General features: G+C 62.7%; 7 protein-coding genes. 2 read left to right on the top strand and 5 right to left on the bottom strand.

Translation table 11 applies throughout. The features are described 5' to 3' along the window. Positions 1-58 precede the first annotated feature (58 nt). Positions 59-277: a hypervirulence associated TUDOR domain-containing protein gene (locus L0G76_RS14470; RefSeq protein WP_304357862.1), complete on the top strand. Its 219-nt coding sequence runs from the start codon at positions 59-61 to the stop codon at positions 275-277. Further along, positions 274-819 (top strand): DUF488 domain-containing protein, encoded by a 546-nt coding sequence (locus L0G76_RS14475; protein ID WP_304357863.1) that lies wholly within the window; start codon positions 274-276, stop codon positions 817-819. The genes L0G76_RS14470 and L0G76_RS14475 overlap by 4 nt, the downstream gene beginning before the upstream one ends. Positions 820-1,120: 301 nt before the next feature. Here the strand turns inward: L0G76_RS14475 and rplI are convergent, their stop codons facing one another. From rplI to L0G76_RS14500, 5 genes are all read right to left on the bottom strand, one after another. Then, positions 1,121-1,579: a 50S ribosomal protein L9 gene (gene rplI, locus L0G76_RS14480; RefSeq protein ID WP_304357864.1), complete on the bottom strand. Its 459-nt coding sequence runs from the start codon at positions 1,577-1,579 to the stop codon at positions 1,121-1,123. 15 nt (positions 1,580-1,594) lie between these two features. Further along, on the bottom strand, positions 1,595-1,834 hold the full coding sequence (gene rpsR, locus L0G76_RS14485; RefSeq protein ID WP_009882767.1) for a 30S ribosomal protein S18: 240 nt from the start codon (positions 1,832-1,834) through the stop codon (positions 1,595-1,597). 36 nt (positions 1,835-1,870) lie between these two features. After that, positions 1,871-2,512 carry a single-stranded DNA-binding protein gene (locus tag L0G76_RS14490; protein ID WP_096177563.1) on the bottom strand — a complete coding sequence of 214 codons (642 nt, stop codon included), beginning with the start codon at positions 2,510-2,512 and terminating at the stop codon, positions 1,871-1,873. A 33-nt stretch (positions 2,513-2,545) separates the two neighbouring features. Then, a complete protein-coding gene (gene rpsF, locus L0G76_RS14495) occupies positions 2,546-2,836 on the bottom strand; it encodes a 30S ribosomal protein S6 (RefSeq protein ID WP_114384810.1) in 291 nt (96 codons plus the stop codon). A 136-nt stretch (positions 2,837-2,972) separates the two neighbouring features. Beyond that, positions 2,973-4,262, bottom strand: a 1,290-nt coding sequence (locus tag L0G76_RS14500) for a hypothetical protein (protein ID WP_304357865.1), incomplete at its 5' end; no start/stop codon positions are given.

The raw sequence follows: 4,262 nt of genomic DNA on the forward strand, positions 1-4,262 counted from the left end.
GCCGCCTCAACGTGTTTGTATGGGGAGCAGGTACATTCGACGATTCGAGGAGGATGACATGGCGGAGAATCTTTCTGTCGGCGATCACGTGGGCTGGAACTCGGAGGCCGGTGAGGTCTCGGGCACGATCACGAAGGTCCACACCTCGGACTTCGAGTACAAGGGCCACAATCGTCGGGCGTCGAAGGATGAGCCGCAGTACGAGATCAAGAGCGACAAGACCGATCACATCGCCGCCCACAAGGGATCTGCACTCCACCGAATCGACGACCAGTGAGTGCTGCGCACTTCCTCACCCTTGGTCACTCCAACCATTCCCTCGAGGAGTTCGTCGAGCTCCTGACCGAGAATTCCGCCGAGGTGGTCGTGGACGTCCGCAAGCTGCCCGGCTCGAATAGGAACCCTCAGTTCAATGCCGATACCCTCGTCGATGATCTGGCCGAATCAGGCATCAAGCTCCAGCGACTCGAGGGCCTGACCGGCAGGCGGCCCGTGAACCACGAGATCGACTTCGAGGTCAACGGGTGGTGGAGGAATCGCAGCTTCCACAATTACGCCGACCATGCCCTGACCCAGGAGTTCCGTAGCGACTTGGACCAGCTGATCGGGTGGAGCGCGAAAGCTCGCTGTGTGCTCATGTGTTCAGAGGCCGTGTGGTGGCGCTGCCACCGGCGCATCATCGCCGATCACCTGCTCGCCCACGACTTTCGCGTCACGCACATCATGGGCAAGAACCAGGTCACTGCCGCCGAACTGAGCGCCGGAGCCGTCATCACCGAGGACAGAAGCGTCACCTACCCGGCCACAGAGACGAACTGAGCCCCAACACATTCAAAACAGGACCACTTACTCCCGGGGCCACGGATTTCGAGGGAGCAGATAGTCGATCCCACGCCCTTGGATCACCGTTCTTCTCCCTCCAAATCGCAGAGCACTCCGGGTGCGCCCACGGCCAGCCTCGCAGATTGCCTGTACGCGCTCTGGCCCGCGCGGCACGAAGAGGTCGAGAGCATACGAAAACGTCGAGGGGACCCTGTATACAGTGTCCCCTCGACGTTCAGCTATGCTTTCGGTCGCGAGTCTGGCTGACCACCGGCCCGCCAGGCTCGCTACGGAAGCATCAGGCCTTGCCGACGACCTCGAACTTGGCGTTCGCGGTGATCTCGTCGTTGACGCGCACGGTAGCGGTGTAGCTGCCGGGGGTCTTGACGTGTCCGGCCAATGCAACCTGGCGACGATCGAAATCGTGGCCGGTTGCGGCCTGCAGCGCTTCGGCCACAAGAGCCGGGGTCACGGCGCCGAAGAGGCGGCCGTTCTTGCCGGACTTGAGTTCGATGCGTGCGCTGGAGGTTTCCAGCTGGCTCTTGACCTTGACTGCTTCATCGTGATCGGCGATCTGCTTGGCCTGACGAGTCTTGCGCAGAGCAAGGACGTGCTTCTCAGCACCGGCGGACCAAGCGGATGCCCAGCCACGGGGCAGGAGCAGGTTACGGGCGTATCCGGCGCGAACCTCGACGATGTCGCCGGCGGCTCCCAGACCATCAACTTCCTGGTTCAGAATAACTTTGCGATTAGACATGTTCTATCCCTCCGATCAGCGAGCAGTGCTCGAGTAGGGCAGAAGTGCCATCTCGCGGGCGTTCTTGACGGCCTTTGCGATGACGCGCTGTTCCTGCACGGTCACGCCGGTGACGCGACGAGCACGGATCTTGCCGCGGTCGGAAATGAACTTACGGAGCGTAGCGGTGTCCTTGTAGTGGATCTTCGCCGCTTCGCCCTTCTTGAGCGGATTAGCCTTCTTCTTGATAGGCTTCCGGATCTCTGGCTTGGCCATGAGTATCTCCTGATTTACGAAATGTCTTGAACGTGTTTAGAACGGTGGTTCATCGGCGCCCGGGTTGCCCCAGCCGCCGTTGCCGCCCTGTGGACTCGATGATGCCCATGGGTCGTTCGCAGGTGCGTTGTTCCCCTGGCCGTAACCGCCCTGGCGCTGACCACCCTGCTGCATGCCACCCTGTTGTGGGTTGGGCTGCTGTGGGTTGTTGCCCCAGCCGGAGGACTGCTGCTGACCGAAGCCACCCTGCTGGGGGGCCCCGCCCTGCTGCTGTCCGCCGAAGTTACCGCCGCCGGAGAATCCGCCTCCGCTGCGTTCGTTCTTCGTCACCTGAGCGGTGGCGCGTCGCAGGCTGGGGCCGACTTCGTCGACGTCCAATTCCATGACGGTGCGCTTTTCGCCCTCTTTGGTTTCGAAGGTCCGCGACTTGAGGCGGCCCTGTACGACGACCCGTGTACCGCGCTGCAAGGATTCGGCTACGTTTTCGCCCATCTCACGCCATACCGAGCAGCGAAGGAACAGGGTTTCCCCGTCCTTGAACTCGTTGGTCTGACGGTCGAACATACGCGGCGTCGAGGCCACGGTGAAGTTTGCGACCGCAGCACCGTTAGGTGTGAAGCGCAGTTCGGGATCACTTGTCAGGTTCCCGACAACCGTGATGACTGTTTCGCCTGCCATTGACTGCTCCTTGAAACGAGGTGCTTGACGCTATTACTTGGCGTCTGGGCGGAGGATCTTGGTGCGCAGGACGGACTCGTTGAGTCCGAGCTGGCGATCGAGTTCCTTGGTCGTTGCAGGCTCTGCGTGGAAATCAACCACGACGTAGAAGCCTTCGGACTTCTTCTGGATGTCGTACGCGAAGCGCCTGCGTCCCCAGATGTCCACGTTGTCGACGGTTCCGTTTTCAGCCGGGACAACCTTCATCAGTTTGTCCACGGTGTCAGCCAACGTCCGCTCTTCGGTTTCGTTGTCAAGAATGAGCATGAGCTCGTAATGACGCATGTGTCACCCACCTCCTCTGGTCTTTGCGGCCATGGTCGTTCCATGGCAGGAGGGTATATGCATGTCCGCTCCGTCCCCCCGATGGTCGTGAAATGGGAACAGACCTACACAGTCTAGTGGAAGCGCGCCTGTGGTGTCATGTCGGATTCCCGTGCTCTTGGCCACTGGCCCTGCCTTCCTCATCGTCGACTCGCCGAGGTGGTTCGACCGTGACCAGGCGTCCGCGGATCCGTCGCCGATACAGATTTTCGCCCGCGCAGATGACGACGGCGATCAAGGCGAGCAGCCGCAGGAGGGTCAGGAGTGCGATGAAGACTGGTTCGAGGCCCTTGTCCGGTTCGACTGCGGCCACATCGCCGAGGTGGATGGCGATGGCAAAGGCCGTCTCGGCCAGAGCCCAGGTGATGAGGATCCACCAGCGGCCGACAGCGAGGGCGAGGAACGGCAAAATCCACAGGCTGTCCCAGGGCATCATTCCGGGCGCCAGCAGCAGGCATCCGCCGATCAGCAGACAGGCGGCAACGGCCGGATCGAGGCCCGTTCTGCGCACCATGTACAGGGAGATCGCGACTGCGGCAATGACACCCGCGCTGCCGATGATCCACACCGGCGCCCACACCTCGGCGGTCCCGAGGCGAGCCATGACCAGGATCGAGGCGAACGATCCACCGTCGACGGCGTCCGTCATCCAGTGCACGATGCGATCGATCGCGCTGCTGTCGATGACGAGGATGAGCGCCGAGGTGATCGTGGCGGCGGCGAGCATCATCCGCGGATCCCTGGGGCTCAGTCTGCCTGCCGGGCGGGGCCCGGTCAGGCTGAGTGCGAGTAGAACCAGCAGGGCCAACGGGTTGATGAAGGCGGCTATCCCGAGTAGGACCCCGGCCAACCACGGACGCGGCGTCACCGGCGATGATCCGACGAAGATGACCATGGCCCAGACGCCCAGCGCCAAAGCCACCGGGTCCAGGGTCGAGCCCAAGGTGAAGAGCATGACCGGCGAGGCGAAGGCCGCGACCAGCCAGGCGCGCTGCCGGGCGAGGACCAGCAGTGCGACGCCCAGCGCGGCGAACGCGATCACATTGATGATGAGGACGAATGCCATGAAGACGGAGACATCGTCGGTGACGAGCTTCAGCAGTTGGACGAAGCGGGCGTCGATCGCGGACAGTCCCGCCATCCCACCCTGGGAACGTCCCAGCGCCTCCTCAGGGTTGACCTTCCCGAGGAATGCCATCGACAGTGGCCCGGCGCACATCCTCGCCGAGGCGGACGGCTGTTCGTAGCCCGAGCTCAGGCACGGCCCCTGCAGTGCGAGGGCGAGGAAGGTCGTCAGACCGAGGATGCCGGCAAAAATGTAGGCCTGGCCGCGCCGGAACTGCGCACCCGCTGACGCGAGGTGAATGCCCTCCGGACCGCCGAGCAG

This window comes from Brevibacterium picturae (assembly GCF_030453725.1).
Classification (GTDB): Bacteria; Actinomycetota; Actinomycetes; order Actinomycetales; family Brevibacteriaceae; genus Brevibacterium; species Brevibacterium sandarakinum_A.